The organism is Microbulbifer maximicatervae (SeqCode) (assembly GCF_052467825.1).
This window is the reverse complement of sequence record NZ_CP174327.1, coordinates 4517915-4543845: the sequence shown is the minus strand read 5'-3', so window position 1 is coordinate 4543845 and position 25931 is coordinate 4517915. Positions and strand designations below refer to the sequence as shown.

28 protein-coding genes, 1 tRNA gene and 1 pseudogene are annotated in these 25931 nt (G+C 48.5%); 21 read left to right on the top strand and 9 right to left on the bottom strand.

Going from position 1 to position 25931, the window contains the following annotated elements; genetic code table 11:
- Positions 1-8: 8 nt before the first annotated feature.
- From ACJJII_RS20195 to ACJJII_RS20170, 6 genes and pseudogenes are all read left to right on the top strand, one after another.
- Positions 9-581, top strand: a pseudogene (locus tag ACJJII_RS20195) (efflux RND transporter permease subunit); the annotation flags it as partial.
- Between the two features lie 36 nt (positions 582-617).
- Positions 618-3689, top strand: a complete 3072-nt coding sequence (locus tag ACJJII_RS20190) for an efflux RND transporter permease subunit (RefSeq protein ID WP_444919288.1) — start codon at positions 618-620, stop codon at positions 3687-3689.
- 215 nt (positions 3690-3904) lie between these two features.
- The gene (locus tag ACJJII_RS20185; RefSeq protein ID WP_444917496.1) at positions 3905-4183 is read left to right on the top strand and encodes a hypothetical protein; all 279 of its coding nucleotides are present in this window, start codon (positions 3905-3907) and stop codon (positions 4181-4183) included.
- A 202-nt stretch (positions 4184-4385) separates the two neighbouring features.
- Positions 4386-5276 (top strand): AEC family transporter, encoded by an 891-nt coding sequence (locus ACJJII_RS20180; RefSeq protein ID WP_444917495.1) that lies wholly within the window; start codon positions 4386-4388, stop codon positions 5274-5276.
- Between the two features lie 139 nt (positions 5277-5415).
- A complete protein-coding gene (locus ACJJII_RS20175; RefSeq protein WP_444917494.1) occupies positions 5416-5940 on the top strand; it encodes a hypothetical protein in 525 nt (174 codons plus the stop codon).
- 127 nt (positions 5941-6067) lie between these two features.
- Complete coding sequence (locus ACJJII_RS20170; RefSeq protein ID WP_444917493.1) at positions 6068-7036, top strand: UDP-glucose 4-epimerase family protein; 969 nt, start codon at positions 6068-6070, stop codon at positions 7034-7036.
- Positions 7037-7066: 30 nt separating this feature from the next.
- On the opposite strand, the gene ACJJII_RS20165 is transcribed toward ACJJII_RS20170, so the two are convergent.
- The gene (locus tag ACJJII_RS20165) at positions 7067-7618 is read right to left on the bottom strand and encodes a hypothetical protein (protein ID WP_444917492.1); all 552 of its coding nucleotides are present in this window, start codon (positions 7616-7618) and stop codon (positions 7067-7069) included.
- A gap of 274 nt (positions 7619-7892) precedes the next feature.
- A complete protein-coding gene (locus tag ACJJII_RS20160) occupies positions 7893-8558 on the bottom strand; it encodes a class I SAM-dependent methyltransferase (protein WP_444917491.1) in 666 nt (221 codons plus the stop codon).
- A gap of 509 nt (positions 8559-9067) precedes the next feature.
- On the opposite strand from ACJJII_RS20160, the gene ACJJII_RS20155 reads away from it, so the two are divergent.
- Positions 9068-9577, top strand: coding sequence for a hypothetical protein (locus ACJJII_RS20155; RefSeq protein WP_444917490.1), 510 nt, complete (start codon positions 9068-9070; stop codon positions 9575-9577).
- Positions 9578-9653: 76 nt separating this feature from the next.
- On the opposite strand, the gene ACJJII_RS20150 is transcribed toward ACJJII_RS20155, so the two are convergent.
- A complete protein-coding gene (locus ACJJII_RS20150) occupies positions 9654-10067 on the bottom strand; it encodes an MFS transporter (protein WP_444917489.1) in 414 nt (137 codons plus the stop codon).
- Between the two features lie 562 nt (positions 10068-10629).
- Here ACJJII_RS20150 and ACJJII_RS20145 point away from each other — a divergent pair.
- Positions 10630-10995 carry a DUF2793 domain-containing protein gene (locus ACJJII_RS20145; RefSeq protein ID WP_444917488.1) on the top strand — a complete coding sequence of 122 codons (366 nt, stop codon included), beginning with the start codon at positions 10630-10632 and terminating at the stop codon, positions 10993-10995.
- Between the two features lie 70 nt (positions 10996-11065).
- On the opposite strand, the gene ACJJII_RS20140 is transcribed toward ACJJII_RS20145, so the two are convergent.
- Positions 11066-11650, bottom strand: coding sequence for a hypothetical protein (locus ACJJII_RS20140; protein WP_444917487.1), 585 nt, complete (start codon positions 11648-11650; stop codon positions 11066-11068).
- A gap of 95 nt (positions 11651-11745) precedes the next feature.
- On the opposite strand from ACJJII_RS20140, the gene ACJJII_RS20135 reads away from it, so the two are divergent.
- The 5 genes from ACJJII_RS20135 to ACJJII_RS20115 all read left to right on the top strand — a co-directional run bounded on the left by ACJJII_RS20135 (position 11746) and on the right by ACJJII_RS20115 (position 13854).
- Complete coding sequence (locus ACJJII_RS20135) at positions 11746-11928, top strand: hypothetical protein (RefSeq protein ID WP_444917486.1); 183 nt, start codon at positions 11746-11748, stop codon at positions 11926-11928.
- 16 nt (positions 11929-11944) lie between these two features.
- Positions 11945-12385 carry a DUF2793 domain-containing protein gene (locus tag ACJJII_RS20130; RefSeq protein WP_444917485.1) on the top strand — a complete coding sequence of 147 codons (441 nt, stop codon included), beginning with the start codon at positions 11945-11947 and terminating at the stop codon, positions 12383-12385.
- A gap of 120 nt (positions 12386-12505) precedes the next feature.
- A complete protein-coding gene (locus ACJJII_RS20125; protein ID WP_444917484.1) occupies positions 12506-13015 on the top strand; it encodes a hypothetical protein in 510 nt (169 codons plus the stop codon).
- Between the two features lie 83 nt (positions 13016-13098).
- Positions 13099-13389, top strand: coding sequence for a hypothetical protein (locus tag ACJJII_RS20120; RefSeq protein ID WP_444917483.1), 291 nt, complete (start codon positions 13099-13101; stop codon positions 13387-13389).
- A gap of 117 nt (positions 13390-13506) precedes the next feature.
- Positions 13507-13854, top strand: a complete 348-nt coding sequence (locus ACJJII_RS20115) for a hypothetical protein (protein ID WP_444917482.1) — start codon at positions 13507-13509, stop codon at positions 13852-13854.
- A gap of 111 nt (positions 13855-13965) precedes the next feature.
- Here ACJJII_RS20115 and ACJJII_RS20110 read toward each other — a convergent pair whose 3' ends face one another.
- A complete protein-coding gene (locus ACJJII_RS20110) occupies positions 13966-14916 on the bottom strand; it encodes an IS5 family transposase (protein WP_444917481.1) in 951 nt (316 codons plus the stop codon).
- 305 nt (positions 14917-15221) lie between these two features.
- On the opposite strand from ACJJII_RS20110, the gene ACJJII_RS20105 reads away from it, so the two are divergent.
- The 3 genes from ACJJII_RS20105 (at position 15222) to ACJJII_RS20095 (ending at position 16852) form a co-directional block, all read left to right on the top strand.
- Positions 15222-15494, top strand: a complete 273-nt coding sequence (locus ACJJII_RS20105) for a hypothetical protein (RefSeq protein WP_413662294.1) — start codon at positions 15222-15224, stop codon at positions 15492-15494.
- 128 nt (positions 15495-15622) lie between these two features.
- A complete protein-coding gene (locus ACJJII_RS20100; RefSeq protein WP_444917480.1) occupies positions 15623-16075 on the top strand; it encodes a hypothetical protein in 453 nt (150 codons plus the stop codon).
- Between the two features lie 462 nt (positions 16076-16537).
- On the top strand, positions 16538-16852 hold the full coding sequence (locus ACJJII_RS20095) for a hypothetical protein (protein ID WP_444917479.1): 315 nt from the start codon (positions 16538-16540) through the stop codon (positions 16850-16852).
- An 88-nt stretch (positions 16853-16940) separates the two neighbouring features.
- Here the strand turns inward: ACJJII_RS20095 and ACJJII_RS20090 are convergent, their stop codons facing one another.
- Complete coding sequence (locus ACJJII_RS20090; protein ID WP_444917478.1) at positions 16941-17258, bottom strand: helix-turn-helix domain-containing protein; 318 nt, start codon at positions 17256-17258, stop codon at positions 16941-16943.
- 221 nt (positions 17259-17479) lie between these two features.
- Here ACJJII_RS20090 and ACJJII_RS20085 point away from each other — a divergent pair, with 221 nt between their 5' ends.
- From ACJJII_RS20085 to ACJJII_RS20075, 3 genes are all read left to right on the top strand, one after another.
- Positions 17480-17677: a hypothetical protein gene (locus ACJJII_RS20085; RefSeq protein ID WP_444917477.1), complete on the top strand. Its 198-nt coding sequence runs from the start codon at positions 17480-17482 to the stop codon at positions 17675-17677.
- Between the two features lie 100 nt (positions 17678-17777).
- On the top strand, positions 17778-18167 hold the full coding sequence (locus ACJJII_RS20080; protein ID WP_444917476.1) for a LexA family protein: 390 nt from the start codon (positions 17778-17780) through the stop codon (positions 18165-18167).
- Positions 18167-19420, top strand: a complete 1254-nt coding sequence (locus ACJJII_RS20075; RefSeq protein WP_444917475.1) for a Y-family DNA polymerase — start codon at positions 18167-18169, stop codon at positions 19418-19420. Before ACJJII_RS20080 ends, ACJJII_RS20075 begins: the two co-directional genes overlap by 1 nt.
- Positions 19421-19678: 258 nt before the next feature.
- On the opposite strand, the gene ACJJII_RS20070 is transcribed toward ACJJII_RS20075, so the two are convergent.
- Both ACJJII_RS20070 and rne read right to left on the bottom strand, forming a co-directional pair.
- Positions 19679-19766 (bottom strand) — tRNA-Ser (locus tag ACJJII_RS20070).
- A 165-nt stretch (positions 19767-19931) separates the two neighbouring features.
- Positions 19932-22898, bottom strand: a complete 2967-nt coding sequence (gene rne / locus ACJJII_RS20065) for a ribonuclease E (protein WP_444917474.1) — start codon at positions 22896-22898, stop codon at positions 19932-19934.
- Positions 22899-23682: 784 nt separating this feature from the next.
- On the opposite strand from rne, the gene rluC reads away from it, so the two are divergent.
- Both rluC and ACJJII_RS20055 read left to right on the top strand, forming a co-directional pair.
- Positions 23683-24678, top strand: coding sequence for a 23S rRNA pseudouridine(955/2504/2580) synthase RluC (gene rluC / locus ACJJII_RS20060; protein WP_444896969.1), 996 nt, complete (start codon positions 23683-23685; stop codon positions 24676-24678).
- Positions 24679-24692: 14 nt separating this feature from the next.
- Entirely contained in the window at positions 24693-25334 is a 642-nt protein-coding gene (locus ACJJII_RS20055; RefSeq protein WP_444917473.1) for an HAD-IA family hydrolase, read from the top strand.
- Here the strand turns inward: ACJJII_RS20055 and ACJJII_RS20050 are convergent.
- Positions 25331-25927, bottom strand: coding sequence for a Maf family protein (locus tag ACJJII_RS20050; RefSeq protein ID WP_444917472.1), 597 nt, complete (start codon positions 25925-25927; stop codon positions 25331-25333). The genes ACJJII_RS20055 and ACJJII_RS20050 overlap by 4 nt on opposite strands.
- Positions 25928-25931: the final 4 nt, after the last annotated feature.

The window sequence follows — 25931 nt, the reverse complement described above, 5'->3', positions numbered from 1 at the left end:
GTTAGGGAATGACAGATCAGGAAGAAAAAAGACAGGCAGAAATTATTGAGGCGGAAAGTCACCACCGTTTCAATACTGCTCGTTTTTTTGTAGACAACCCGAGTATTTCCGCTGCATTGCTGGTCACTATCCTGGTATGGGGGGTGGTTGCTTATCTCTTTATGCCGAAAAGCAAAGATCCAGATATTCCTGTGCGTATTGCTGTAGCAACAACTCATTGGCGTGGACAATCTGCAGTAAGAGTTGAAGAGTTGGTAACTCGGAAAGTTGAAGAGGCGATAGCGCAGAGTGAATATCTTCACGAGCCAGACTCAAGGACCTTTGCAATAAAGTCCCTTACATTAAATGGTGTCTCTATCGTACAAGCGCAGTTGGCACCGAAAACCGATGTTACCAAGGCATTTAATGATCTTAATCTGAAGCTGATTGATGCTCAGCAGCAATTGCCATCTGGAGCTAGCAAAATTTCTCTGAACTCGGAGTTTGGTGATACTGCAGCTATATTACTCAGTGTTGCTAGCCCCCGTGCAGGGCCAACTGAAATTACATTACGTGCGGAGGATATTAGGGAAGGTATTTCAGAGGTTCGAGGGCAAGAGTCAAATAGTAAGGGACGGGTGAGTATTGTTGTTGCCCTTCCTTTGTCTTTAGCAGATACGTACTCTGCTACAGGCCTATGGATTTTTGCTAACTGGCTGGAGGCCCAAGGATACGGAACGAATTTTGAAGTATTAAATGGGGCTGGCTACCTTGGGGTGGATTTTTTATCTGATAAAAGTAACAGTGAAATACTAGCGGCTACCAAGCTCTACCTATCCGATAGGCTAAGTGCCCAGCGCTTTTTTCCCGATGCTTGGGACCCTTTCGTAGTTCGTAATCTAGCCAATACTCGTGACAATTTAATGAAAGTGGCAGGTGCGAAATATAGCTATCGTCAACTTGATGATTTCTCTGATCTTATTGCAGCAAATATAAGAGCCATTCCTGAAGTGAAAAGGGTGTTAAGAACTGGTGTGCTGACTCAGGAAGTGAAACTTCTGTATTCGCAGGAGAGGTTGGCCTCCTATGGGCTGCGACCGGATATGATTGCCCCTGTTCTCAATGCCCGCAATACAACTATTCCCGGCGGCACCATTATTTCGGATGATCTGGGTATCGCGATTATGCCCAGTGGTGAATTTAATAACCATGAAGAAATTGCCAATGTCCCGGTAGCTTTGAGTGATACAGGAACGCCGGTATATTTGCGAGGAATTGTCGATATTATTATGGGGTATCAAGCACCACCGCCCCTGTTAAATTACTACGTAAATAAAGATGAAAATGGAGACTGGCAGCGTAGTCGCAGCATTAACCTCTCTGTGCAGATGCTGGATGGAAAACAAATAGGCGAGCTTGGTCGCAATGTTAGCACAGTCTTGGAAAAGGTTAAGGTTGATTTACCAAAAGACCTTATTATTGAAAGAGTTTCTGATCAGCCGCGTCAAGTGCGAGAGAGTGTAAGCCTCTTTCTAGAAGCTTTGATAGAGGCGATTATTTTAGTTGTGATAATTGCGTTTATCGGGTTTTCAGATTGGAGATCTGCTGTACTGTTAATGATATCTATACCAGTAACACTGACAATGACCTTTGGATTTATGCAGCTGCTGGGGATAGATATTCAACAGGTGTCAATTGCTGCGTTGATAATAGCTCTGGGCCTTTTGGTAGATGATCCAGTAGTGGCGAGTGACGCGATTAAACGACAAATGGCATCCGGTAAACCCTCAATTATTGCTGCTTGGTTGGGCCCAACTTTGCTGGCTAAGGCGATTTTTTTTGCGACATTGACAAATATTGTTGCGTATTTGCCGTTTTTATTGCTAACGGGTAACCAGGGAGATTTTCTACATAGTCTTCCTGTTGTGATGGTTTGTGCTTTGGTTGCATCCCGCATTGTTTCCATGACATTTATCCCTTTTCTTGGGAATACGTTATTACGCCCGCCGGATCAAACGGAGCGCAGTTTGGAGGTGCGGCGGAAAGAGGGGCTTACCGGGCACTACTACCGAACAGCAGATTGGGCTATTAGTAACAGAAAGATTGTTATATTAATTGCTTTAGGCATCCTTGTATTGGGTGTTGTTATAAAAAGCCAGTTGAGGAATGCATTCTTTCCCGCTGATGTTCAGTATTTATTTTATGTTGATATCTGGTTGCAAAATGATGCGAGTATTGATGCAACGGATAATGTAGCAAAGGTCGCAGAGGAAATAATTAGAGAAACTATCGAAGAGTATCAGCGGGAGCATGTAAAAAATAGTGACGGACCCATATTGGAGGGGATTAGCAGCACTTTAGGTGGTGGAGCGCCACGTTTTTGGTACACCTCCAATCCTCAACAAAAGCAATCCAATTATGGGCAGATTATCGTTCGATTAAGTGATAAGTATCTGACACCTATTCTGGTTCCAATTATCCAGGCTGCTCTTTCTGAACGAATTCCTGGAGCGGAGTTAGATGTTCGCCAGCTACAAACAAGTACAGTTGATCACCCTGTTGAGATAAGAGTTTCTGGGCGAGTTGCTGTTGGGTCTTTGGAGGAGGAGAAGGATATAGCACTTCTGCGAGAATATGCTGAAAAAGTTAAAGAGATTATTGAGAAATCTCCCTATGCTCGCGTGGTTCGCGCTGATTGGGCAGGAAAAAGTCTAGTAATGAATATGAATGTGCTAGAAGATCGAGCTGAGATGTCGGGCGTAACCAATGCTGATATCGCTCTGGCATCGTCTTCAGGTTTTACTGGGTCTACAGTGGATACCTTGCGTCAGGGAGATAAGGAAATACCTATTGTTGCTCAGCTTCGATTGGCGGAACGTGGACAGTTGGAGGATGTCAATAATCTATATGTATTCGCATCTGATAGCGATATTCATATTCCATTGCGACAAGTGGCAACCACTTCCATTCTCTTTTCGACAGAGCGAATCTATCGATTGGAGAAGTTTCGAACGATTACGGTATATGCATTTCCATATGCCGGTTTTATTTCATCAGATATTATGGCTAATATTAAAGATGAGTTGAAAGAATTCTCTGAATCGCTTCCTGCGGGATATCAACTGCAAATATCTGGAGATGCGGCCAGTACAAAACATGGATTTTTGCAGTTGCTAATGATTATGGCCGTCTCTTCCAGTGCAATTTTTTTAGCTTTGGTATTTCAATTTAGCAGTTTGATAAAGCCCTTGGTCGTATTTGCCACTGTGCCATTGGGTATGGTTGGTGCTTTGATGGCCCTATATATATCCGGCCAGCCATTTGGTTTTATGGCGTTTTTAGGAATAGTGAGCCTAATAGGAGTCATTGTCAGCCATATTATTGTTCTGTTTGATTTTATTGAGATGCGTCATGCTGCAGGAGATTCGCTTCGTCAGGCATTACTTGACGCAGGTATTCTTAGGCTACGACCCATTTTAATCACTATTGCGGCGACTACCTGCGCCTTGATCCCCTTAGCTATTCATGGAGGCCCTCTCTGGCGGCCATTATGTTTTGCACAAATTGGCGGCCTTATCCTGGCTACTTTTGGAACACTATTCTTAGTGCCGGTAATCTATACAACCATGGTAGAGGACTTAAAGTGGATTAAGTGGGTTGAGCGTAAGTCAAAGAAGGGTAGAGATCCCAGTGATTTGGTGACTACCTAAAGTGTGGCTGCTCTCCCTTGGGTCATGCTGCTGAGCTGAGTCTTGAATATTCTTGCAGGTAATAATCCTATTGGCAGGAAGGAAATGGCTACTTACTGAATATCAGTTGTAAATTACCACTGATATACTCTGAGAATTGTCACTTAATTCAGCGCAGCTGGATAGTGAAAAGGCTATGTTTTGATCCTATAACCTTGACAACAGCCAGGATCAAAATGCGCCTATTAATGAAACTCCTGATACCGGCAAAGGCCGGCAATAAGTCCATTGCTGATGATAGTATGTCTGTGGCGATGAATGATTTTATCGCCTCAGCCAATCCTGAGGCTTCTTACTTCTTTTTGGAGCAAGGAAAGCGGGCAGCAATTTTTATCTTTGAGGAGAACTGTCAAGATCAGCTGATGACCTATAATGAAAAATTTTTTGCGGCCTTTGATGCTGAAATATGGATCACTCCGACCTTAAACCTTAAGGAGTTGCAGCTGAATTTATAGGCATTTTTTACGGTTGCTGTTTCTCACTTGAAATTCCGTCAGAGTATCGCAATTTTGCCTGCGTAATTCTGTGGGGTATTTAAAGGTAAATATATTATCGAATTTTTTGTGTGTTCTGTGGGCTCTAGTGGGGCTGTCAGCGTATTAAAGGGGTGCTTGTTACGCAGTGCTGAGAAGTAGGGCAGAGGGAGTTTGATGTTCGATGAGAACCCTATTTGAGAACATATTTGAAGTTATTATTCCTGTATTTATCTGTGTTCTTATTGGATACCTATTTGCGGCAAGTAAGCAAGAACTAAATTCCAAAATGGTATCCAAATTAATGGCCCATATTGGTTATCCGGCGCTGATATTGGATCATATGCTGGGCCAGAAGATAGTATTGGGTAAGTTTCTATGGATGCTGCTGGCCGCCTTCCTGATGTATTCGTTGATGTCAGTGCTAGCCCTTCTACTCTTATCTTTATTTAGGCAAAATATACGTACTTACTTTTCTTGTATAAGTATGAATAATGTAGGCAATATAGGCCTTGCAGTGTGTGCGTTAGCATTTGGACATGCGGGAGTTCTATACGGAATTGCTTTTGTTGTTGTGGGAATGATCTTTTTCTTTGTTGTTGCCCCTGGAGTAACATCGGGTAGCTGGTCGGCTAAGGAAATTATGCTTAGCCCAGCAATTTACAGTGTGGTTTTTTCTATAGTCGCATTGATTTTCAATATAAGTTTACCAAAGCCCGTTATGTCATCTCTTAATATTTTGGGCGGTATGGCAATCCCTCTAATGTTATTAACCCTAGGACATAGCTTGGCCCAAATTAAGCTGGGTGATACTAAGATTGGATTGGTCTTTGCTATTGGACATATAATTCTCGGTGGCGCCGTCGCGCTTATTTTGACAAATCTGTTTAACTTTACTGGTGCTATGCGAGGGGTGCTTATTCTGCAATCCCTTATGCCATGTGCTGTTAGTACTTACCTCTGGATATCTATTTATCGCCCCCAAGATACCCCCAAGATATCCGGTATTATTTTCCTCTCAACTATTATGAGCATTTTTATTTTGCCTGTTGTGTTGACTTATTGGGTACAGTAGTTCACAGCCAGTGTTGTAGCTCCAGGCTGATTTGGGAGTGATAAGGTGGTTCACTAAACTTCTGTGTGTTGTTCATTTGGCCTTCACAATGCGTAATTCACTGCCGTAGGTAGATAATTTAGGGAGGCTTCATACTTCAATGCCAACACAGACCTCGACTGGGCGGCCATTTTGGTTGCTGTTGACTTTGCTACTTTTCCTGCTGGCAATGCCCCCCCTTGTTCTTGCGACCCCCCATCCCTTAGGGCTATCAACCAGCTCCGGTCGTGATCAGTATGCTATTAAAGAGTATTTGTTTGTTACATCTTTTCGCGTGCTCTACCTGGATAGTGCTGCGGATAAGCAGGTTGGCCTGGATAGGAAAGTGCAAGCTCCACCGATCCGCCACTTTGAAGGTGCTACTGCCAAGAACTTTCAGGAAAAGATAGCCCATAAAAAATACCACCAGATTTGTGATCGTCAGTCACCCAAAGGGTTGTCTCTTTGCGAGGAGGCGAACTGGAAGTACAAGCAAGCGAAAGCCTGTTTACAAGCCAGGGAAGCCTGGGAGGCCCGTTGGGGCAGGCCGGATACTCAAGCTCCACATGGGAGAGCCCTGAAGAATGTCCGGGCTCGGCTTAAAAATGCTATTACTGATAAAGAACGCCTTTGTGGTATTGAATAGACTTCTAATAGACAGCGATGCTTTGATAGCTTGTCATGTTCGCTATGTAGTTGACGAGATAAAGGTGTGTCGAAAAAGTGGTCCGTGTAAACTAACGTGAATTCTACAGCTGAGAAATAGGCCTCCATTGAAAGGACGTATATTACTAACCGGCGCTAGTGGCTTTGTGGGAACCGCACTCTTGCCGCAGCTTCGCAAAGACGGTTACCAGGTTTTGCCGGTGTATCGCCGGGAAGTTGAGGGCGGCTTTCAGATCGGTGACCTGTCAAGCAATACGGATTGGGCTCAGGGGCTTGTTGATATAGATACAGTCATTCACACCGCAGCACGTGTCCATGTAATGACGGAGACATCTGCTAACCCTCTGGAGGAATTCCGTCGGGTGAATGTCGGGGGCACTATCAAGCTGGCACAGCAGGCGGCTTCATCTGGTGTTAGACGTTTTATTTATCTTAGTTCTATTAAGGTTAACGGGGAGTCTACCGACAACCGCTTACCATTTAATGCGGATGAACAATGTGATCCTACGGATCCCTATGGGATTTCAAAGAAGGAGGCCGAAGACGCACTGCTTGAGCTGGCTGAGTCAACAGAGATGGAAGTCGTTATTATCCGCCCACCTCTGGTCTATGGCCCTGGGGTCAAGGCGAACTTCCAAGTGATGATGCGTTGGCTTACCAAGGGAATCCCACTGCCACTTGGGGCTATTAATAATCGCCGAAGCTTGGTATCTATCGGTAATTTGATCGACTTGATCCGCGTTTGCATTTCTCACCCCAATGCGGCAAACCAGGTATTTCTGGTATCTGATGATATGGATGTATCGGTAACAGATTTGTTGCGTGGTTTATCCCATGCCATGGGATGTGATGCTCGACTATTGCCTCTTCCCCAATTCGCACTCACCAGTGCGCTGAAGCTAATAGGAAGGGGGGCAGTTGCCGAGCGCTTGTGCGGTTCACTACAAGTGGATATCACTAAAACCAAAGAGTTGCTTGACTGGACCCCCCCGGTGGCCTTAGGTGAAGGTCTGGCGGAGACTGCACAGGCATATTGCCAGGCAGGAAACTCTCAGTCCCCACAAAAGAGCACTTAGTCAACATTTATTGCCTACGGAGAGGGGTAGTCACCCCTCGTAATTGGCAACCGCAGCGTAAAAACCAAGCAAGTAGGTTGCTGGAACCTCAATGGTAGAGCTGTGCCCGGATCTTGCTCTCAGTTTAAGTTTGAGTTTATCTCGATTGCGCACCGAAGCCTGTATTTGTTCCTCAGTGAGAGCAATATCCAGAATCTCTTCAAGCATACATTCATTACCACTTACGCATTGAAGGACATTTTTGTTAATAGGGGCCGTCTCTACTGGTTGTCCGCCATTTAACTCCGCAGACTCATAGTGACGCCACGCCTTGCGATAGGTGATATGGATCTGTAGATGGTACTTCGTTGGCTCGTTAGCAGCGGGTTCAAATGCGCGGAGGTTGTAGTAGTAGAGGTTCAGGTCAGAGCCATCAGTAGTGGCCTGTAATTTCGGTCCTGAGAACTGAGTACCAGAATTTTCCCCACTAGCTTGGATAGATACGGCCTGCCTGATTTCCCCTGCCGTTTTTTCCGAGAGCTGAGTGACTGAGCTACAGCCAACCAATAAAATCGCTACCAGAGTTAGTGTGAATTTGGTCATGGGTCTTCCCTGTTTTCTTTTCACTTCTTTTGGGGTGAAAGTATCGCATAGTTGGGGTGCTGGCTGAAATTTTACGTAAATCTTTATACTCTAGGAGGGCAGTGGCATCAATTGACAACTTCGGAGGGAGCTTTTTAGTTGCAAATAATAGGGCGTATCAGAGGGTAATTGGCCGTCTATTCAGTATTCTAGATTTTGAAAATAGGAACATCAAAAGGCGGTATCTACCTTGCGATACTTTACGAGATACCGCCTTTGCAGTTGAGCTTGTATTTCACGCTGTGTAGATGGATTTTTTCCCAACAATGATAACCGAATCAGCTGGTACAGTTGTATTTTCAAAAGGAATTTGTTCTTCGTCAAAGTAATAGGACTCTACGGTATCAAAGCCCGCATTTTTCATAAGAGATTTAATTTCTTCCGTAGAGCGTATATGAAATTTAAATTGAGTGAAGGGTATTTTTTTGAGCGATTTATCTGAACGAATCCCGAAAACTGCTCGCCCTCCAGGTGAAAGCCAGTTGCTAATATGACTGAAAAAGCTTAATAAATCGTCGATAAAGTACAGAATATTAACTCCGATAACACCGTCAACGCTTCCATCTTTAAGCTGGACTTCCAGGCAGTCACCACAAATTACTTCCGCTGCACACTGGCTGCCTCTTAGTGTTTCTCGAAGTTCACTGGCCATAACTTCTGACATTTCAATACCTAAATAGTGGCCATTAATGCCTAACCCGCTCAATATCGGTAGCGACAGCGACCCATTACCTGGTCCGATTTCGACGATTGACTCATCTTTTTGCGGCGATAACTTTTGAATGGTTTGATTGGTAATAAGCTGATTGAGCATACTCATTTTGTTGCCCATTTCAATGCCAGCCTCTCCCTCAGGGCATGAAAGCTGGTTTGCGATAGATTCTAGATCTTGGTTTTCCATTAGTAATTTCTTTGTTGTCGGTCTCAGTTATATTGCCAGGAGTATAACCCTGAAGTTTAAATAGTGTTTCCTTTTCTTAGTAGGGCTTTAGATTCACAAGAAATTGTGCCGAATGCCTGAGCCCCATTCACAGTTATACCCAAGAATAGTGATTGTGTGTTATTCCGCCTTAAAGGCAGGAGTGGACCCGGTAAAATTAAGCGATAGATTCTCAAGTGAGAAGCCTGAGGGGCGGAGTATAGCTCTGACGCTCCAGCTGATAATTGAGAGGTGTCATAGGTATGGGGGGCGCTTTCTTTTCTGTAACACTTTGCGGAAAAATGCTAGTTAACAGGCTGGGATGTGGTTTCAACACTGCTTTTCTCCGTACATTTATTGAACTGGTAGTGCAGAATCTTGCCAGGCAAGCTTGTTGAAACATTACTCAGGAAAGAATGCTGCTTATAATGGATTTTGGTGGACGACTTAAGTGTCGTTTTTATGTTATCAAGAGTAGATATAGGTCGCAAATGGGTCGAGATATACATTTATATGTAGAAACAAGCTTTGGTCATAAAGAGCATTTTTCGGATGTAGCATATATGCGAGCTTTTGCTGAGGGAGGTAGTATTGATATTGCGAGAAATAGAGAGCTGTTCGGGCTGCTTTATTCAAATAAAGGATTGCCAAATATATTGTCTGATGAGATTTGCCGGGAATTCTATAACTATGTACGAGAGCCGGATGAAAATTTAAGAACTCTGGATTATATCGATAGGAAAGATGCAGATAAAATTATTGCAGAGGGGCGAGGACACTATAGAAGTCTGTATGGCCAGGAAAATAAATGGATATCTGAAACCGATTGGCATAGCCCATCCTATTTAACTTTAGCTGAAGTCCTACAAACAGTAGAAACTACTGGTTTTCACTTCAATAGACTGCCGGCTGATTTTAGAGTTGTTATAAAGTTACTTGAGGCTTTGGAGGGTGAATATGATACCGTTTGCGCACGGATAGTATTTTGGTTTGATAATTGATTTCAATAGTACAGAGAATCCGAAAAGTGACACAGTAATTTTGGGATTAAGGACTTCTAGGGTTCGATTCGATCTTTTAAAACCATTGATAACCTTTACTATTACTACCTGGACAATAGGCTGGTTTCCCGCAGTAAAAGCCGCTGATCACTCGCTCTAGAATAAGAAGCCATAGACTATTGCTTAGCAAAGAGAGAACAGTGATCGCGTACCCGGCAATAGCCCCCACCAAACACAGCACCATGGCAGTTTTGCGTCCAATGCTGTCAGGTAGCTTGGCGATATATATGGACCCAACAAACCACGCCAGAAAGAAGCTGCCGATCACATCTCCATAGTACAAGTGCCGAGTTGATTGTGGCGTATCAGTAGGTAGGAATAGGAGTTTTGTCGACATAACCAGTTCATTGATGATCGGGAACAGCAATCCCTGAGCCATCAGATCTACAAAAACTACTGCCAAAAGGGCCAAACGGCACATGACAGACATAACCACTTCCTCCCCCAGCTTCAGCTTTGCTGCTTAAAGCAAGATAGCAGGTGATGAATAGGTGACAGAGCCGTAACTGCGCAGTGTAAATTAGGTGAGGGTGATAGAGCGGATGGGTTAATTGGAGCTTTGGAATATCTTTAATTCCCGCTTGATGGGTAATTCGCTTTGATTATGCATGAAGTGATGATCGGGAAGCAGCGCAGCGAGATAGATATAACTTTATCTCGCAATTATCTGGGGTTCACAGCGGGTGCCATGGTGCTATTTCAGGGGGGACGCTGCCGTATTGATAGAGTGAATATTGATTGAGGCGAGCAAAAATACAAACTGATCCACGATTGTAAGAGACCTATTAAAGCCTGGTTTTAGGGGTGGCCCCGATGGCCGTGCCGCCTACGATCAGAGTTAGTTCTTTTCCGGCTAGCGGTGAATGGCGATAGCACCGATACCAGTGCCACTAGACTGATCATCGCTGCCACTATTTAAGTGAGCCTAATCAGTAGCATTACCGGTGTCGGCCCGGCTGCGGAAATAACAATATAAACAGGATAAAAGGACCATGAGTAAGACACCCAACAACGCCATACCCTATGCCGCAGGGAGAACCCTGGACCCAGCCGCAAGCCTTAACCAAGCTCTGGATACCATCGACGCGCTTTTACAGATCGAAGTGCTGGGGATCCAATACGTTCCCCCGGCCAGTGCGACTGATGGAGCTCGCTATATCGTCGACACAGGTAGCGGCGACAGGCAAATTAAAATAGCCAGCTGGCCCGCCGCCCCCTGCTGCTGGAAATTTCTCCCCGCCAAAGTCGCGCTGAATCAAGCGGATGGCCTGCTGTATATCAACCGCCCGGCGATTTTGCCGCAGATCACTGGGGATACTTCGGGAGTGGTTGGGCAGATGTTGGGTGCTTTGGGATAATCAGGTGGGTTAGATTGCTTTCTATGTCATGAATTGAGAGCAACCATGTCTGACTATTCCTGTTTTTTTACTACTCAAAAAGCGCCTCTTTCGATCTCTGCTTACGCAGTTTCTCCAACCCTTGCTGCCAAGTTGCAACCTGCAAGACCAGATAGTCCAGATTCTTTTCGTCCAGGGCGAAGACACTGCGAACCTGCTCCGGTCCACTGCGGAAGCTCACAATAAGAAAATTGACGTTACCCTCTTCTTGGGCATCAAAAAGCATACCTATCTGATTGCTTTGAACGCTCACGCCCGCCTCATTGCAGTCGCCGGTGGGGTCATCACCAATACAGGCCAGTGGCTTCGTCATCTCGGTTTTGTGTTTACGGGCGATATCACCCCAACGCTGTGCCTTTTGCAGGGCTTGGTGAAGATCCTCGGCCGCACTGATCGGGAGGCTCAGTTTCCTATCACTTTTGAAATGCTGCGCACTCAGCCAAATGGCCTCGCCAAATTTATCGCTGAATATCCTTATGGTCAGGTTGTCAATTCCATCGTCTTTAGTGACTGGAATCACTTTCATGCCTTCTACCAGGGTCAACGACCCTCCCGCCTGTATCTGAAACGCCAGTAGTGCCAAACACAACCCAAAACCCCATCTTTTGACTGTCATTATTAAGTCCCTCCCTGGTTGATAATGCATCAGTATAAACTGCAGTTGCAGCCAGCTCACCATCGAATGGGTTGGGGCGGGGCGCTTAGGTAGCCGTGCCGCCTACGATCAAAGCCAGTTATTTACCGGCTACCGGCTACCGGGTAGCGGTGAGTGGCGATAGCACCGACACCAGCGCCACTAGCCTGACAATCGCCGACCTGGGGGCTGCCACTATCCAAGTTGCCCAAGTTAACAGCATCACTGGCGCAGGCCCGGCCGCGGAAATCACGGTATAAACAGGATAAAAGGGCCATGAGCAACACACTCAACAACGCCATACCCTACGCCGACGAAGGCACACTGGACCAAGCCGCCAGCCTAAACCAAGCCCTGGATATCATCGACGCGCTTTTGCAGATTGAAGTGCTGGGGATACAGAACGATCCCCCCGGCTCCCCCAGCGATGGCGACCGCCACCTAGTTGCCGCCGGTAGCAATGAGTGGGCAAACCAAAACGGTCAGCTGGCCCGCTACGTGGCCGATCGCGGCTACTGGCAATTTTTCCCGGCAAAGGTCGCACTGAATCAGGCGGACAGTTTGCTGTATATCAATGGCAGCAGTGGCTGGCAGGTGGCCAACCGCCTGGCAACTTTGCCACAGATTACTCGGGATGCTTCAGTGGATTTAGCCGGGATGGTTGGGCAGATGCTGGCATTGCTAAACAATATTTATTTGAATAACGAAGTCACCTAGCCTGCTTTGTATATCTGGGATCAAAAGCATTCTCATCTATGCACAGGAAAAAACGTGTTAACTTTCTGACTTTTAAGGTGTTTCCAAAAAGATATATACCACTCAAAATGCCTGGATATAATGCAGCTGCAATATACCCATTTGTATACACTGGTGCCAACTGTCGATAGGTTAATGTTACTTAAAGGCTTTTTATATCGTGGCCGAAGGAATTTTGTTGATATAGAGGTGGCTGATATATTGCAGCTGCTTTTGAATACACTGTTAAGCGTTCAAGGACGAGCATTAAAGATAGCCACCATATTAGCACTAGTAATAATTAGTAATCCTGTTTGGGGGAATAGTCTTAATACAGTCAAGAAAATACAGGAAAGTATTTCTGCTAATCTATCGCAAGGCGATAGTAAGGAAGTAGTTGAAGAATATTTAGCCTCAGCTAAGATTGTGTATTCTTACGATAAGTATTCTTTTAGATATCAGGCCGTAGTACGAGAAAATGAGGCTGGCTGTAACTTTGAATCTATATTTCTTTGGCTATTCTATGAATCTGCCATTCAAATATATATCAACTTAGATGAGCGAGGGGACTACAAAGATCATGAGGTTTTCCAAACTTATTCTGGCTTATAGCGTTGCAATGCTTAACAAGTACAAGCAGGTTGCTACGGGCTTTCGGCCGCCCCTGTTGTAGTCGTTAGGCAGTAAACGAATCTATGACTTCTCTAGATAAAGCGATAAGTAATCTTGGAATTAAACGCACCATAAAATTCTCTGGCAAGCAGATTAAACTAGCCTGCTTATTTCGGGAAGAGGATAGGCGCCCCTTACAAGCAGACTGGTGGAAAGGTAAGCAATCAACCCTGATCGGAGTTGATGATAATGGCAATTTTTTGGTCAGGCATTGTGGTGGCTATGTATTCTATTGGTGCCATCAGGCACAAACCGAAGAGGTAATCGCAAAGAGCGAGGGTGAATTCCTCAAATTAATCGAGTTCGGAGAGTAGCCCATGCCTAACAAATGCAGTAAGCAACACCCAAGCAAGCTTGGGTTGGACCTACATTCCGCGGCTTCGCGGCTACATTTCGGCCGCTTCTGCAGGTATTATATTTCAAGGAAGGTTATGAACAAGATTCTTTTAGCTTTACTCTTTATCAGTCAATTGGCTTTTGGAGAATCTCCAAGCCCAAAACTGATAATGGCCACATCCGCATACGACACACCCATTAATTGGGCTGGTGAGATAATTGACTCCAAGATAAAAGAGAATGGAGAAAAAGTATCAGTTTACTGGCTTGTAAAGCACCATTTTGAAAAAGCCCCGCTTACCGATAAGCCATATAAGTTAAAGAAAACGGGTGACGGCTACTTTGTTATTCATCTAGTTATTTCGTCAACAGTAGAAGACGCCAAATTGTTAACTGAGCAAACTAAGGACCCTCTGATCAACGAAGCATTTTTCCAGAATTAAGCTGAGCTGCTTGAAAATTCACTTTATTACGCACAAATGTGTAATTTTCGCGTAATAGTCCCCTAATTTTCATCTGAAACCCTCAATAGGCGGGTTTCAGGCGAACCACCCCTAGGCAGCCAAGTATTTTCTCCCTATTAATAAGTTGGTAAAGCCTGCCAGTAAGCACAGCCTCTCAGTATTCTTTAGCAGTCCCCGATAGCGGACCTTGTCATAGCCAAATATCCGTTTGATGTAGCGGAAGGGGTGCTCGACCTTCGCTCTTATCTGCGCCTTGATCTTTTCCGCTTTACGAAGTGCATCACGCCCTGGAAGAGTTTTTAGCTTGCTCGGCTTCATTGCTATATACCAATCCGCCTCCCGCTCTTTCAACTCTTCACGTTTCTCCGCACCAATGTACCCAGAGTCTCCCCAGATTCTTTTCTCCTCCCCGTGGAGAACTCGCTCTGTAGTTGTGGCATCATGCGAATTCGCTGCTGTTGTATCTATGCTATGTATTACTCCGAGCACATCATCAACCCCGATATGCATTTTCATCCCAAAATGCCACTGATTGCCTTTCTTTGTTTGATGCATTTCCGGATCACGTTCTTTCTTTTCATTCTTAGTTGAAGTTGGCGCAGAGATAATAGTGGCATCTACAATCGTGCCTTCACGCAGTACCATGCCATTCTCAGCAAGATGTTTGTTGATTTCATCAAAAAGAGCTGCACCTAGCTGATTGAGCTCCAGTAAGTGGCGAAAGTTAAGAATCGTTGTTTCATCGGGAATTGGGTTACTCAAAGTCAATCCAGCAAAACTACGCATGGATTCAATTTCATACAGTGCATCTTCCATAGCGGGATCACTGAGATTGTAAAATAGTTGCATGCAATGAATACGAAGCATGACACTCAATGGATATGGCTGTCGGCCAAGTTTGCCTTGTGGGTAACAAGGAGTGATCTGAGCCTCTAGTCGCTGCCATGGGATGAGGGTTTCCATTTGAGAAAGAAACTTCTCTCGGCGAGTTATACGGTGCTTTAGCTTATATTCTGCTTCGGCAAAGGTGACTTGGTGCATGATTCATCGTAGTCTTGATGGGTAGGTGAATATTACCAAATTGACTCAGAATTATTCAGAGGTTCCCTAAAGGCTCCGGCTCATTTGCTGTAGTCAAAGGCATTGCCCTCAGCCAAGTTCAGTTTAGTGGGCACACTGCAGTCGCCATTGAAACAGAAACGATGGACATCACCAGTGAAATTGAAATATAAAAAGTATAGGTAGGTTGCTGCGGGCCTTTGGCCCTTCACGGGACAGCCTAAGCTACGCCCCGGCCGCCCCTGTTGTAGTCGTTAAATGTCTAAATGATTTCAGGAATTGAGCCAATGGGCATTTTTATTGTTTTAGCCTTGCTTCTTTGCTGGCTTTCAATTTTATGGGGGCCAGCAATTTATAGCTTTAGGAGAAAGGGGTTCCCAATAAAGTCAAAACTAGTGATGGCTACACTCGTAGGGCAAGTTATATTGGTAGTTCTCTTGGTAGTATTGGCTGAAGTTGTAGGCCTCTTAAATCCGGGCGGGCTAATTTTAGCATTTACCATAGCTGTTTCAGTTGGCGGCTTTTTTATAATAAGGTGGCTTTGTGCCAAAAACATTTAACAAGTTTATCAGCCATCGCCACTTCGTGGTAGGACAGTCAAACTGCTGGCCTTTTTGTACGTTTTTTACGCAAATTATCGCACAAAAACCCCATCACTTTGCCTGCCGGTTATTGAGGCGCTAAACATATGAAATTCATCACGCTAATATTTCTCCTAATACCCCTACAAAGCTACGCATGCTCATGCTGGCATATAGGAGAAGTTGACAAGAGTAAGTCATTCCTCGTAATGCCTATAGAGGGCGAAGCGATCTACCCCGTAAGCGAAGAAGAAGGAAAAAAACTTATGGAGGCGGGTGAGGTTATAACAATACTTGAAGTTTTCGACCCACTAAACAGCGGCCTCACAAAAGGCAGCAGGATTACCTTCAAACAAAGATATAGTATGTGCACCGCATTTCTCTTGCCCAATGGTGTGTATAGAATTGACTCTCCACCAGAAAGTAAGTTCATCACAGGATCAAGGTGTAGCATACACCTCGAAGATGTAGGCAAAGTGCCCGAGAGCGTAGACCCAGAGCTTGTAGATTTAATTAAGCAAGTAAATGAATTGGATCAAATTAGGCCTTATGCCAAGTAATTGTTTAATAAAACGCGCAAGCGGGGCAAAGTGCTGCGTACTTCGCTTGGCATTATGTCTAAGGAAGTGATTAAGGGAAACTTGAGTAGAATAATCTTTTTCCTTTTGGGGATAATGATTTCATATGGCATTTCAGTTGTCTGGTGGAATGCGTGGATGTATAAAGAGGTAGTTGGTCCAGTTCCTTTCTTGAATTGGATGTTCTCGATTGATGGTGAAGCTTCATATTTTCTAACGGAGCTGGAAATGTTTGCGCACATATTATTCCTGTATTTAATTGGCTATTCCTTTTACTTCTTCGTAATCCTTAAGAAAGGTAGGTAATATATGCCTGTGAAACACATAACAAATTGCTGCATTCGACCACCTACACTCCACTCGCTTTGTACTGTACGCTAAGCTAGCACAATGCGGCTCTATTCCGGTGACGGCTGAGCAAGGCATTAACCAAAAAGATGAAGCATGATTTCTGAGAGAGAAAATACGATTATTGCGGCGGCATTTGAATACTGGATCGAAAAGTGGGGCTCGGAATGTCCGGCTTTGTTTGGTTTTGAGAAAGAAACGCTGGAATCGATAAGCGCCGCTTGGCCACAAAGTATATCGGAGTGCTCATATGAGTGCGCATTAGCCATAAATAGTTCATTCGGTGAAATCTTGTATGGAGCTTCTGCGCTAAACTTAACTAAGTTCCATTCTATCTTGGGTTTTGAGCGTAATGAGATTGAGGTGTTGTTTAAAGCCCTTCGGCCAGAATTGGAGCGTAAAATTGGTTAACAAGGCCAAGTAGCATCGACCCTCCGGGGCTGGACCTCGCTATGCTCGGCCACTATTGGGAGCGTTATCCCAACCTCTTCCAGAGTTGCTAGCTACTCTCAATGACCGGATGAATATGCTTGCGAAAATTCTCCGGTAGTTGCGAATAAAGTCGAGCAATAAAAGGTGGAAATGGAATCTGTGCAAAGTGGTGCAGGTTCTCTACCCCGTACACCTCCGCCAAAGTAATCCCAACCGTCTCACACCATACCGGCAGCAGGTCCGCCGGAATTCTTTGTGCGCCCGTTTCCATTTTCGAAATTTGAGATAACACAAGCCCCTGCTGCCTTGCCAGCTGTGCAATCGTCATCCTCTCCCGTTTCCGTGCGTTGCGCAGGTGATCGCCTAGTGATCCGGCCTCAAACATTGAGCCGCGTTATACACACTCATAAAATCACAGTATTTCGAAAATCAAACACAAACACTGCTGCATTTCACCGTACAAAATCAGAAAGCTTTCAGCACAACTGTTCATGAAGCGTGAATTTGGCAGTAGCGTTTGGCGACTTGTCGTCACAAGGCAATAAAGATAACCGGTGTTAGGTGACACAAGATTGAGATAGGACTAGCAGTTACAAGGAGCTGAGCATGCCTATGAAAGCGCAAATGGATCAATTACAGAGGGTCGCAAGTCTGTGTGTGGCCCTGGAGCGGGTAACAGGTTGCCCCGATTTAGCGGGAAGGGATGCCGTATTAAAGCTGATAGGTGAGGAAGTGAGCACCACTATCCAGGGGGTGATCTATTCGGTTGAGTCAAAAGGAGGTGGCGGCCCCGAGATGGCTTGAGCACAAAATACCTGTGAGGCCCTGGAGTCACACTGGCTACTTGTCTTTAGTGGGTGCTCGCTAATAAACTGTATAAAGATACAGTATATTGCTAGAGCACATGAAACTTTCCCCTCTATACGCCAGTGGTGTCAGCTGCGGCTTTCCTTCACCAGCGGATGACCATAAAGAAGCAGCGCTGAGCCTGGATCAACACCTGATAACCAGCCCGGCGGCGACATTCCTTGCCCGCGCCAACGGCGACTCTATGCAGAACCTCGGCATCTTTGACCGGGATCTGCTGGTAGTCGACCGATCATTAACGCCAATCCACGGAGATGTGGTAGTGGTTGCCCTGGATGGGCAGTTAACGTGCAAGGTGCTCGACCGCCAACAGGGCCGCCTGCTATCAGCCAATGACAAATACGCACCGATTCCCATTTGGGAGGGGCAGGAATTGATTGTTGAGGGAGTGGTCAAGGCTTCTGTTCGGTACCACCGGTCCTGCTGATGTTGGCACTGGTTGATTGCAACAGCTGCTATGCCAGCTGCGAACAGATATTCCGCCCCGATCTGCGCGGGCTTCCGGTGGTAGTCCTTTCCAATAATGATGGTTGCGTGGTGGCTCGCTCGAAAGAAGCCAAAGTGTTAGGTATTCCCGATTTGCAGCCGTTCTTCAAGATCGAGCATCTGTTGCGAAAGCACGGGGTAAAGATCTTCTCGAGTAATTACGCCCTGTACGGCGATATTTCCCACCGGGTAATGATAACGCTGAAGCAGTACAGTCCAGAGGTTGAAGTCTATAGCATCGATGAGATGTTTCTGGATCTGCATGGGTTGCAAGAGTGTCTGCTGGATTACGGCCAGCAAATAAGGCAAACCCTCTGGCGGGATGTTCGCATGCCGGTGGGCGTTGGCATTGCTCCCAGTAAAACCCTGGCCAAGCTGGCAAATAGAGTCGCCAAGAAGATCCCCAAGTGTCAGGGCGTCTGCTTCTTAGACTCCCCCGCAAAGTGGCAATGGCTGCAGCGACGCACTGAAGTGGGTGATGTGTGGGGTGTAGGCAGGCGTCTATCAAAGCGACTTGGGCATCTGGGTATCAAGACTGCCTATGACCTGGCGCAAGCCAACCCGAAAATTCTACGCAGCCATACGAATGTAAATATTGAGCGCACGATAGAAGAGCTAAATGGCATTAGTTGCTTAAGCCTGGAAGAGCAGCCACCAGCCAAGAAGCAGATCTATTGCACACGCTCATTCGGCGAAAAGCTCACCGATCTGCAGCCGATACTACAGGCCGTTACCTTGTACGCGAGCAGGGCGGCGGAGAAGCTGCGGGCCCAGGACTCCCTGGTAAAGTCTATCCATGTCTTCCTGCATACCTCACCCCATGAGCCGCTCTACTACAGCCGCAGCACCGTGGTACAAACCCCATACCCCACGGATGACACACGGCTGATAGTGCAGCTGGTAAAGCGCGCCATTACAGAGCTGTTCCTGCAGGGACATAGATTCCTGAAAGCGGGGGTAGGGCTGGTAGAGCTTATTCCCCGCTCATTGGGCCAAGGTGACATGTTTACTGCGGGCCAGCCAATACGATCAGGCGAGACCATGCAGGCCATCGATCAGATCAATCAGCGGTTTGGTCGAGGCACCTTGTTCCTTGGGGCTGAAGGTATCGACAAGAAGTGGAAGATGCGGCAGGAGCATCGATCGCCAGCCTATACGACTCAGTGGGACCAGCTTCCAGAGGTTGCGGTCTAGCGTCTGCGTAAGCGTGTGTGGTTTTTGTAAAGTTAATGGGCTGGCTCTCGTGGAGCCTGTAAAAGAGCTAATTCGACCTAATGTCCATGTGAAAGGGCAGATGGTAAAGACGTTGTGCGCTGCCGCAGTTGGCGCGTATAGAGTTTGCGTCGTCTGAAGCGTTACGGGCTAGCAAAAGATAAGAGGGGGACTGAGTGGGGGACCACAAAAAGCAGAAACAAAAAAGCCCTGAAAAATCAGGGCCTTCTGTATGAATAATGGCGGTGGGGCAGGGATTCGAACCCTGGGACCTGTTACAGTCAACGGTTTTCAAGACCGCCGCTTTCGACCACTCAGCCACCCCACCAAATTGTGCTGCGCATTATACATAGCTTCTCGGGATGTACAAGCGCCATTTTGATTTTTTTTATATAGTTCAATAAGTTAGGTGATTTATTGACCAGCTTAAGGCTTGCTGTCAGGTTGATAAGGCCGCCCCGGCCATTGGCTGGGGCGGCTTGGCAGCTATCGCTTAGCTCGCTTCTGCAGAGTCGCGATCGATATCTGCGTTGGCATCAACTTCCACGGCCTTGCGGCTGATACGCGGGTCGTTGGCCGGGCGGGCGAGGGCGCGTGGATTGTGCTCAATCGCTGCCGGCTGCGCGGTATCCAGAGGCTGCTGGGAGCCCACTTCACGGCGCTCAGTAACAATTGAGAACTCACCCAGTGGTTTGGGGTTGATGCGCGGATCATTTACTGCGCGTCCCTGGTTGGGTGCGGTCGGTCCCTCTTCGGAAGCTGCCTGCTCGGCGGCAACAATTTCTTCCTGAGCTTCCGGTTCACTGGCGCCTGCCTGTTCCTGCAAAGCTTCAGCCGCAGCTTGTGCTTCCTCAAGCACGATTTCCTCTGCTGCTTCTACTTCTGGTTTGGCAAGAGTGGCCTCAGCTTTGGGGGTAGCCGGAACTTCTGCCGTGGTGGCTTTTTGTTCTGGCGCTTGCTCTACAGGCTTGGCCGGCTCGGCAGCTGGCGCAGCTGCTTTTTCTACCGGGGTAGCTTTGGGCTTGGGCTGAGTAGGCTGCTGTTGCTGCTCGGAGGCGGCTGCTTTGGCTGCCTGCGGGGCGCTTTGCGGTTGGGCTGCAGGCTTCTGGGTCTCTCGTGCTTCAGATTTTTCCTCGTGAGCAGTTCGCACCGGCATTGTGATGGCGGGCTGAGCTGCTTGCTTGGGGGCTCTCTGAGGCTTGTGAGAGTCTTTCGCTTTTGGCTTGGGCGCCTCGGTACGAGCCTCTTTTACGACTTCCTTGGTCTTGCGGGCTTCGCTTTCAGCTTCGTCGATTGCTTCGTGAACTTCGCGATTCAGCTCTTCCTGGCTGTGAGCTACCGCGGTTGCTGCGGTGTTCTCACTGCGGCGTCCGCCGCGACGGCGCGCCTGAGGGCGGCCGCGCACATTGCTTGGGCGGCGTGCTGGGCGTTGCTGATCGGAAGTGTCTCCAGCCTGTTCGTTGGTATCAACGGTATTTTGGGCTTCAGTAGTTTGAGTGCGGTTGTCGCTGCGGCGGTTGTCGTTGCGGCGACGGCGACGTCTGCGCTGACCTTCACCCTGGCGATCGGAGGCGCTGTCATGCTCGTCCAGCTTGGTGCTGCGCTTATCTTCGCGTTGGTCGTCGCGTTTATTGTCTTCGCGGCGATCATCCTTGCGGCGCGCGGGGCGGCCGCTGCGGTTGTTGCGATTTCCGCGCTGGTTGCGATTGCGGTTGCGCTGCTGGTAGTCCTTGCCACGGCCTTTGGACTTTTGATGCTTCTTCGGCTCTTCCTCTTCTGCGGTGAAGAAGGAGGCGATAGCGCTAATCAATCGGCTGAAGAGACCAGGCTCTTCCTTTTTCTCCGGAGTGGGTGCTGGAGCGGTGTGGGCAATTTGCTGCACGGCCGCTTGCACTGGAGCTGGACGCTGTGGCTTTTCCTCTTTCTTGGTCACTGTCTCTTCGGCAGTGCCAGAAATCTTGTAGGAAGTTTCCAGGGTGGCAGTGTCATCGTCACGGAGGCGCTGAACTTCAAAGTGCGGCGTTTCCATTTCCGCGCTGGGTACAACTACTACGCGAGTGGAATTGCGGGACTCGATCTGGGAGATCGTTTTGCGCTTTTCGTTCAGCAGGTAGGTCGCGACATTCACCGGAGTGATTGCACGGATCTCGGCGCTGCGCTCTTTCTTCGCTTCCTCTTCTACCAGGCGGAGAATGGAGAGGGCCAGAGACTTGGTGCCGCGAATAGTGCCTTGACCGCTACAGCGGGGGCAAACGCGGAAGGTGGTTTCACCCAGGGATGGGCGCAGGCGCTGGCGGGACATTTCCAATAGTCCGAAGCGGGAGATGCGGCCAACCTGAACGCGGGCGCGGTCCATGCTGAGGGCCTTCTCCATGCGCTTTTCAACTTCGCGCTGGTTGGACTTGCTCTGCATGTCGATAAAGTCGATTACAACCAGTCCGCCCATATCGCGCAGGCGCAGCTGGCGAGCGATTTCGTCGGCGGCTTCCAGGTTGATATTGCGCGCGGTCTCTTCGATATCGCCGCCCTTGGTTGCGCGGGAGGAGTTGATATCGATAGATACCAGAGCCTCTGTCACATCGATAACGATGGAGCCACCGGAGGGGAGCTTCACTTCGCGCTCGAACGCTGTCTCAATCTGGCTTTCAATTTGATAGCGATTGAACAGCGGGATGGCGTCTTCGTAGTACTTCACCTTATTGGCGTAGTGGGGCATTACCTGGCGGGCAAACTCTGCGGCCAGCTCAAAGGCACCTTTGTCGTCGACTATAACTTCGCCGATATCATCGCGCATGTAGTCGCGGATGGCGCGGATAATGACGTTGCTTTCCTGGAACAGGAAGTGTGGCGCTTTGGAGGTATCAGCTTCTTCTTTGATGGCGTTCCAAAGTTGCAGCAGGTAGTTGAGGTCCCATTGCAGCTCGTCACCGCTGCGGCCAACGCCGGCGGTGCGCACGATGATGCCCATGCCTGAGGGGACGTCTACACTGGCCAGTGCGTCGCGGAGCTCGGAGCGCTCATCACCTTCAATGCGGCGGGAAATGCCACCGGCACGAGGGTTGTTGGGCATTAACACCAGGTAGCGGCCGGCGAGGCTGACAAAGGTGGTGAGGGCGGCGCCTTTGTTGCCGCGCTCTTCTTTGTCCACCTGGACAATAACTTCCATGCCTTCTTTGACAACATCTTTGATTTTGATGCGGCCTTCGATGTCTTTGGGCTGCTTGAGGAAGTACTCGCGAGAGATTTCTTTCAGGGGGAGGAACCCGTGGCGCTCTTCGCCGTAGTCGACGAATGCAGCTTCGAGGGAGGGTTCTACACGGGTAATCTTACCTTTGTAGATGTTCGCTTTTTTCTGCTGGCGGGTTCGGTTCTCAATATCTAAATCATAGAGCCACTGGCCGTCGACCAGGGCAACACGCAACTCTTCAGGTTGGGTTGCGTTGATTAGCATTCTTTTCATGCGTGTCGTTTTCCTTGCGTTGCGCAAAGGTGTGACACCGCTACTCACAGGCTTGCTTGTTGGCTGCCAGGTGGAGAGGACCACCAGGCAGGGCAGGGAAAATAAGGTATGCCAGCTCTACCGCGCCATGGATCTATGCGGCTTGTTGAGACTGGTATTTGCCTATTATTCGCTCTGCAAAAACTCCGGATACGCGCTGTTATTGTGCTATCCGTTGGTACCTTTAATACCTTTTGTTAGTACTGCCCTGTACCTGTGCTGCAGGCTTCTGCAGCAGGGTTGGGCGCCGCCCCTTGGTTTGTTTCATGCTGGGCGGCAAGGTTTGCGTCAATCATCAGAGGTTCTGCAGTTCAGCTTTTGGCTGATACCCATTCTTCTTAATTTTTTTACCAGGCTTGCGGAAGCTGTGCTGCCCTGGTTGCCAGTTCGGTTGCTGGCTCGTCGTATTCTGCAAAACCGGACGCAAGTTTGAGTCGTCCTTTCAAGCGCTGCGGGTCACGGCCCGTCTTACCTTCGCGATAATTACCCGCATAACCGCGGGCTGTTGTTGCCGGTGAGCTCCCCTCTGGTTCTGGTAATTGGGGGACATCTCAACGGCTAAGTTTTATCAATGACGCGGCATCCCCGCGCACCGACCGAATGGGGTATTTTCGTTGGGGTCACGGCTATCTCTTCATGTGGGAAGTCGCCTTTGACCGAAAATACGCCGAATTCAGGCCGGCCGAATATAGCATGGGCAGGGAGGTGCTTCAATTGTATCCCTGGCAACGCTATGATGCGCGTCATGCGAAGTATACCCCACCCTAAGAAGGCTCCGGCCGAGACCCCATCAAAGACCTCGAATCCATCTGGCGGCGTGCAGCTTTTAACTGTGCCTGAAGAGCTGGCGGGACAGAGGATCGACAATTTCCTCCAGGCGCGCCTCAAGGGTGTGCCGCGTTCACGTATATACCGAATCCTGCGTAAGGGTGAGGTAAGAGTAAATAAAGGACGAATAAAGGCTGAATACAAGTTAAAGGCGGGCGATGTGGTGCGAGTGCCGCCAATTCGTGTTGCCGAGCAGGCTGAGGCCCCTCTCGCTGGTGAATCTCTGCGCCAGCTGATCCAAGAGTCCATACTTTATGACAAGCACGGGCTTATGGTGATCAATAAACCGTCGGGCCTTGCGGTCCATGGCGGCAGCGGTGTCAGATTGGGCCTGATTGAAGTTTTGCGCCAGATGTTTCCGCAAAGCCCGTTTATTGAGTTGGTGCACCGCCTGGACCGGGATACCAGTGGCGCCATCATGGTGGCCCGCAAGCGCGCGGTATTGCAGCATGTTCAGTCGGAGTTGCGGGCGGGAAAGATCGGTAAATCGTATCAGGCATTGGCGGTGGGCAAGTGGCCCCGAGGTCGCCGCGTTGTTGAGGCACCTTTGCGCAAGAACACTTTGAAAAGCGGCGAGAGAATGGTGTCCGTGCACCCTGAGGGCAAGCCTTCAGAGACTCGCTTTAAGTTGATTGAGAGGTTTAAGGCGGCGACTCTGCTTTCCGCAGAGCCGGTCACCGGGCGAACACACCAAATTCGAGTTCATGCTCAGTTTGTTGGTTGTCCTCTGGCGGGCGACAACAAGTACACCTCGGACGAAGTCAATCGTGAATTTCGTGGTCGCGGTCTGAAGCGTCTCTTTTTGCACTCGGCTTCAGTGCGCTGCTCTTTGCCAGATGGCTCCAAGGTTGAGGTGGAGGCTCCACTCCCTGCGGAGCTGAGTGCAGTGCTGAATAGGTTAAGGGAAGAGTAGGGCGTTCTTTTGTTATGTTGGTAATCCTCGATTGGGACGGGACGGTTTGTAATTCTGAGGCGCGTATCGTCGATTGTATGTTGCGGGCAGCAGATAGAGCCGGTTTGCCGGTGCTTGCCCCGGAAGCGGTTAGCAACATTATCGGGCTTGGTCTGCCGGAGGCGATATCCTCTCTGTTTCCAGAGGCTGCCAGTGAGGAAAGGCTCACGTTGCGCCAACTCTACTTTGATGAGTGGATGGCGGCCCGGGTTGAACCCCTGCCTTTATTTGAGGGGGTTCTGGATACCCTGGACCAGTTGCTGTGCGGTGGTCACCAGTTGGCGGTAGCGACTGGGAAGAGTCGGCAGGGGCTCAATCGGGAATTTGAGGAGCATGGCCTCGGCCACTTGTTTGCCGCCAGTCGTTGTGCAGATGAGACCGCCTCCAAGCCTGACCCGCTGATGCTGAATGAGTTGCTACATGAGACCGGCACCGGTCCGGACCAGGCGGTAATGGTAGGGGATACCGTATATGACCTGGAAATGGCGGCGGCGATCGGTATGCCCTCTATCGGGGTGAGCTATGGCGCTCATTGCCCAACCCGGTTGCAGGGGTGTGGCCCCAAGGTTGTTATCGATCGTTTCTCCGAGCTGCTCCGCTGGCCGCCACTCCTTTAAGTGGCCTGCGGGTCCAGCGGATCTATGCCAAAGTGGTTCAGCATATCGGTAAGGCGGATTAGTGGCAGCCCAACCAGGGTGTTGAGATCTGCCCCTTCAAGCCTCTCAAACAGGGCGATACCTAGCCCTTCCACCTTAAAAGAGCCGGCGCAATCGTAAGGTTGTTCCAGCTCTACATATCGTTCAATTTGCTCTGTGCTCAACTGCCGAAAGTAGACGGTGAAGGTTTCCGTATCGCCCAACTGCTCTCCGCTTGCGCTATTCAGCAGGCTCAAGCCGGTGTGGAATATCACTTTTTTGCCGTTGCAGGCTTGCAGCTGGGCGATGGCGCGCTCCCTGCTGCCTGGCTTGCCAAGTATTTGACCGTCGCAAGAGGCAACCTGGTCCGAACCGATAATCAGTGATTTCGGGTGGCGGCCTGCCAGGGTGCGCGCTTTCTCTGTGGCGAGGCGTAGGGCGAGTGCGGCTGGCGCTTCCCCCGCCTGCGGTGCTTCATCTATATGGGGCGAATCCTGCTGAAAGGGGATGCCAAGCTGTTGTAGTAGGGTTCTGCGGTAAGGAGAGCTGGAGGCTAGTATCAGAGGGTGGGGCATTCTG

Excerpts from the sequence above, each read along its gene's own strand:
- ACJJII_RS20055 (WP_444917473.1), top strand. The coding sequence starts at position 24,693 with ATGTTGGTAATCCTCGATTGGGACGGGACGGTTTGTAATTCTGAGGCG.
- rne (WP_444917474.1), bottom strand. The coding sequence starts at position 22,898 with ATGAAAAGAATGCTAATCAACGCAACCCAACCTGAAGAGTTGCGTGTT.
- ACJJII_RS20050 (WP_444917472.1), bottom strand. The coding sequence starts at position 25,927 with ATGCCCCACCCTCTGATACTAGCCTCCAGCTCTCCTTACCGCAGAACC.
- ACJJII_RS20140 (WP_444917487.1), bottom strand. The coding sequence starts at position 11,650 with ATGACAGTCAAAAGATGGGGTTTTGGGTTGTGTTTGGCACTACTGGCG.
- ACJJII_RS20160 (WP_444917491.1), bottom strand. The coding sequence starts at position 8,558 with ATGGAAAACCAAGATCTAGAATCTATCGCAAACCAGCTTTCATGCCCT.
- ACJJII_RS20130 (WP_444917485.1), top strand. The coding sequence starts at position 11,945 with ATGAGCAACACACTCAACAACGCCATACCCTACGCCGACGAAGGCACA.
- ACJJII_RS20185 (WP_444917496.1), top strand. The coding sequence starts at position 3,905 with ATGCGCCTATTAATGAAACTCCTGATACCGGCAAAGGCCGGCAATAAG.
- ACJJII_RS20090 (WP_444917478.1), bottom strand. The coding sequence starts at position 17,258 with ATGTTTGAGGCCGGATCACTAGGCGATCACCTGCGCAACGCACGGAAA.
- ACJJII_RS20145 (WP_444917488.1), top strand. The coding sequence starts at position 10,630 with ATGAGTAAGACACCCAACAACGCCATACCCTATGCCGCAGGGAGAACC.
- ACJJII_RS20085 (WP_444917477.1), top strand. The coding sequence starts at position 17,480 with ATGCCTATGAAAGCGCAAATGGATCAATTACAGAGGGTCGCAAGTCTG.
- ACJJII_RS20115 (WP_444917482.1), top strand. The coding sequence starts at position 13,507 with ATGAACAAGATTCTTTTAGCTTTACTCTTTATCAGTCAATTGGCTTTT.
- ACJJII_RS20120 (WP_444917483.1), top strand. The coding sequence starts at position 13,099 with ATGACTTCTCTAGATAAAGCGATAAGTAATCTTGGAATTAAACGCACC.
- rluC (WP_444896969.1), top strand. The coding sequence starts at position 23,683 with ATGCGAAGTATACCCCACCCTAAGAAGGCTCCGGCCGAGACCCCATCA.
- ACJJII_RS20110 (WP_444917481.1), bottom strand. The coding sequence starts at position 14,916 with ATGCACCAAGTCACCTTTGCCGAAGCAGAATATAAGCTAAAGCACCGT.
- ACJJII_RS20080 (WP_444917476.1), top strand. The coding sequence starts at position 17,778 with ATGAAACTTTCCCCTCTATACGCCAGTGGTGTCAGCTGCGGCTTTCCT.
- ACJJII_RS20180 (WP_444917495.1), top strand. The coding sequence starts at position 4,386 with ATGAGAACCCTATTTGAGAACATATTTGAAGTTATTATTCCTGTATTT.
- ACJJII_RS20175 (WP_444917494.1), top strand. The coding sequence starts at position 5,416 with ATGCCAACACAGACCTCGACTGGGCGGCCATTTTGGTTGCTGTTGACT.
- ACJJII_RS20105 (WP_413662294.1), top strand. The coding sequence starts at position 15,222 with ATGGGCATTTTTATTGTTTTAGCCTTGCTTCTTTGCTGGCTTTCAATT.
- ACJJII_RS20095 (WP_444917479.1), top strand. The coding sequence starts at position 16,538 with ATGATTTCTGAGAGAGAAAATACGATTATTGCGGCGGCATTTGAATAC.
- ACJJII_RS20150 (WP_444917489.1), bottom strand. The coding sequence starts at position 10,067 with ATGTCTGTCATGTGCCGTTTGGCCCTTTTGGCAGTAGTTTTTGTAGAT.
- ACJJII_RS20100 (WP_444917480.1), top strand. The coding sequence starts at position 15,623 with ATGAAATTCATCACGCTAATATTTCTCCTAATACCCCTACAAAGCTAC.
- ACJJII_RS20165 (WP_444917492.1), bottom strand. The coding sequence starts at position 7,618 with ATGACCAAATTCACACTAACTCTGGTAGCGATTTTATTGGTTGGCTGT.
- ACJJII_RS20125 (WP_444917484.1), top strand. The coding sequence starts at position 12,506 with ATGCAGCTGCAATATACCCATTTGTATACACTGGTGCCAACTGTCGAT.
- ACJJII_RS20155 (WP_444917490.1), top strand. The coding sequence starts at position 9,068 with ATGGGTCGAGATATACATTTATATGTAGAAACAAGCTTTGGTCATAAA.
- ACJJII_RS20075 (WP_444917475.1), top strand. The coding sequence starts at position 18,167 with ATGTTGGCACTGGTTGATTGCAACAGCTGCTATGCCAGCTGCGAACAG.